Genomic DNA, 2,783 nt, shown 5'->3' on the forward strand with positions numbered 1-2,783 from the left:
CACGATGTCGAACCCAGCCAAGGGACAGCACGGCGATGGCCAGCGCCACAGCACGATGAGCGCCCAGGAACAGAAGGCCGCCGAGGTCCAAGAGGCCGGGAGCGCAAAGGCCAACGCAGGCCACCCTGAGGTTCTCGAAGGCGGGAAAGCGGAGTCGACGACCGAGGGCAAGGGGCATCCCAAGTCGGCGGCATCGAATGCACCGGCAGGCGGGACCAGCGACGCGGCCACGAGCTCGGCGACAGTGGGCAAGGCTGAGAAAGAGGCTGCGGCTGCGGCCGGCGCCGAAAAGGAGCAGCACGGGCGCGGACACCGGAAATCGGAGTAGCCTTCCCGCATCGAATGCTCCGCTCGGCCCCGCCCCGATCTGATCACGGGGCGGGGGAGCGTCCGATCTCACCCGCGGTCGGGCCGATACGCAACGCGGCCCATCAGCAGGATGACAGAACCCGGTTACGACCGGGTGTACCGTATGATTGTGTCGGGCTCAGTATCCGTACCCACCGTAGTAGCCGTACGGGCGGCGGTAGTAGCCGTAGGGTCCGCCGTAGTAGCCCACCGGAGCATACCCGCCGTAGCCATATCCATAACCGCCGTAGGGATACCCGTAGCCGCCAGCGAGGCCGTATCCGACAGCTGCACCGGTCAACAGGCCCAGACCCAGACCGTAGCCGCCGTAGCCATAACCGCGGCCATAGCCATATCCTCGGCCGTAACCGCCGTATCCCCCGCGGAAGCCAGCGCCGCGGAAACCGCCACCATAGCCGCCGCCGCGGAAGCCACCGCCACCAAACCCCCCACCGTGGAAGCCACCACCGCCGAAGCCGCGGGCATCAGCGCCGGTCGGCACGAAGGCGATGGCGGCCAGCAGCGCCGTTGAAGCGAGAGCAAGACGTTTCACAGGATCATCTCCTATCCATGTCGTCACCAAATAACCTGGGCAACCGCAAAATCGATCCGCCTGTGAAATACCCACGGCGTCGCAGTTTTGTATCAATGTGTTGCTGATAGACAAAAAAGCCCGACCCAGGGGAGATGATCCTGGGCCGGGCGCTTCTGCATCGAGCAATACGGGGCGGTGTCGCTTGATGCAGTTGTCGGGTCAATACGATGGAACGAACAAGAGTTCCACTACTGATTCGATCTATCGTTGCCTGATTGCGCTCGCCATCCAGCGCGTCAATCCACGCCGCAATCGAGCAAATCGCGCCTGCGCTGCTCGGAGTTTTCCAGGGCCTCGTCTTGCCAGCTGACCTCGGGCGGATCCGTATCCGCCCTGACCGGCCGCGCGCCCGGCATGTGGGCGGGACGGTTAAGTCAACGTTAGGGAGTGTTCAGCGCGACTATGCCGGCAGGACCTTTGACCCTTGCGGACCTGCGCAAGGCAGGCGTCGTCACCAGCCAGGAGATCGTCGCGGCGATCGATGTCTACCTGCGAGATCCGATGGCTGGCCCCTACCGCTTCGACAGCGGCCACAGCGTGGACATCGCAGCTCTCGTGAACGCCACACCGGCCTTCGCGGCGGTGGACTGATCAGGACCACATGAGAAGGCGTTTCGGACGGTGCTGGCCGCCGCCGTCATGTCGGCGCATCCGACCGCGCCATAGCCCTCGGTCGCTCGGCCTCGCGCCGATCAGATTACGGGACGGGGGAGCGTCCGATCTCACCGGCGTGTGAGCCGATACGCAACGCGGCAGGATGTGGTGGTTAAACAGAATTATCCCCCCAGGGTCCGACCTACCGCCCTTAAGGCGGCTCGATTGGCTTCACCCTGCACGTAGCTGATAACGCGGCGCCGAACGGCTACATCCTCGATTTTCTCGAACGCTCGGATCAACTCAGCATTCTCAGACAGGCTCAAGCCTTTGGCATCGTTCAGCTGTCGGGCTACCCGGAGGGTCTCAATCGAGATGCCGAGCGCGTCGGCAATCATCGACAAAGCCTGCGCCGTATCATCCATGCCCCGGGCCCTAGGCTGGTTCTAAAGGCACGACCGTAGGTTTGCATACAACTGTCTACAAATCACGGAAGCGTGCGCTGCAGCGAACGAGCTGCCGGTCCCGCTTCGGGTGCATAGCTAGTTCTGCGCGAGGCGGGTGTCTCTTGGATCTAAGGGGGATGCGCGTTGTCGGACGGTGCAGATGCCCCGTGCCGGATGTTACTTGCGGGGGATCCGGGGTACAAAAAAGCCCGCGCCGGCGAACTGGGCGGGCTGAAAACTACGAGCAGCAAGACTGATTGGCTGACGTCCAGCAGTCGACTCCGCCATGGTGCGAGCAGGTCCACTGGCGATGCTGGCTGAAACTCCAATCGCCATCGCGACAGCGGGCTGTCGCATCACGCGGCTTCTCGCACGCGCCCCCTGACTTCGGATTGAGATTCTCAGGAACTGGGATGACGCATCCGTCGCTGTTGCGGTAGCTGGGTCGGCCGCGTGCCTCATCATCGGTGAACACGGGACACGCGCCGCGCGCCACAGCATCGCTGATGGACCCCGTCAGCGCCGCGCCGAATAGCGCTACCGCGACCAGCCTGAACTTCATCTGCATGCTCCGAGCTATATTCACTCCGGCGGATGCAGTATCCGCGATCGTATCGGACGTCCGTTGTGCCGACCACACACCCCGAAATGAAAAAGCCCCGCGCGGTTAGGCCGGCGGGGCTTCGTTGCAGCAACTGCGAATGATGCAGTGTCTCAGCGCCGCGACCCTCGCCTCTGGACCCAGGTCATCGAGGGCCGCCGCATACGATGGCGCCGCATCATCCGCACTGGGGCAACCA

5 protein-coding genes are annotated in these 2,783 nt (G+C 63.7%); 2 read left to right on the forward strand and 3 right to left on the reverse strand.

Annotated features, from left to right (window positions below):
- Window positions 1–328 (forward strand): hypothetical protein (locus MKK69_RS00050; RefSeq protein ID WP_243964588.1); only part of this gene is annotated, 328 nt, incomplete at its 5' end.
- Window positions 329–487: 159 nt separating this feature from the next.
- Here the strand turns inward: MKK69_RS00050 and MKK69_RS00055 are convergent.
- Entirely contained in the window at window positions 488–901 is a 414-nt protein-coding gene (locus MKK69_RS00055; RefSeq protein WP_243964594.1) for a hypothetical protein, read from the reverse strand.
- 459 nt (window positions 902–1,360) lie between these two features.
- On the opposite strand from MKK69_RS00055, the gene MKK69_RS00060 reads away from it, so the two are divergent.
- Window positions 1,361–1,534, forward strand: coding sequence for a hypothetical protein (locus MKK69_RS00060; RefSeq protein ID WP_243964589.1), 174 nt, complete (start codon window positions 1,361–1,363; stop codon window positions 1,532–1,534).
- A gap of 185 nt (window positions 1,535–1,719) precedes the next feature.
- Here MKK69_RS00060 and MKK69_RS00065 read toward each other — a convergent pair whose 3' ends face one another.
- Together MKK69_RS00065 and MKK69_RS00070 are read right to left on the reverse strand one after the other, a co-directional pair.
- A complete protein-coding gene (locus MKK69_RS00065) occupies window positions 1,720–1,962 on the reverse strand; it encodes a hypothetical protein (RefSeq protein ID WP_243964590.1) in 243 nt (80 codons plus the stop codon).
- A 259-nt stretch (window positions 1,963–2,221) separates the two neighbouring features.
- Window positions 2,222–2,551: a DUF3761 domain-containing protein gene (locus tag MKK69_RS00070; protein ID WP_313900808.1), complete on the reverse strand. Its 330-nt coding sequence runs from the start codon at window positions 2,549–2,551 to the stop codon at window positions 2,222–2,224.
- Window positions 2,552–2,783 lie beyond the last annotated feature (232 nt).

The sequence above is a fragment of the Methylobacterium sp. J-026 genome (assembly GCF_022829585.1).
GTDB lineage: Bacteria > Pseudomonadota > Alphaproteobacteria > Rhizobiales > Beijerinckiaceae > Methylobacterium.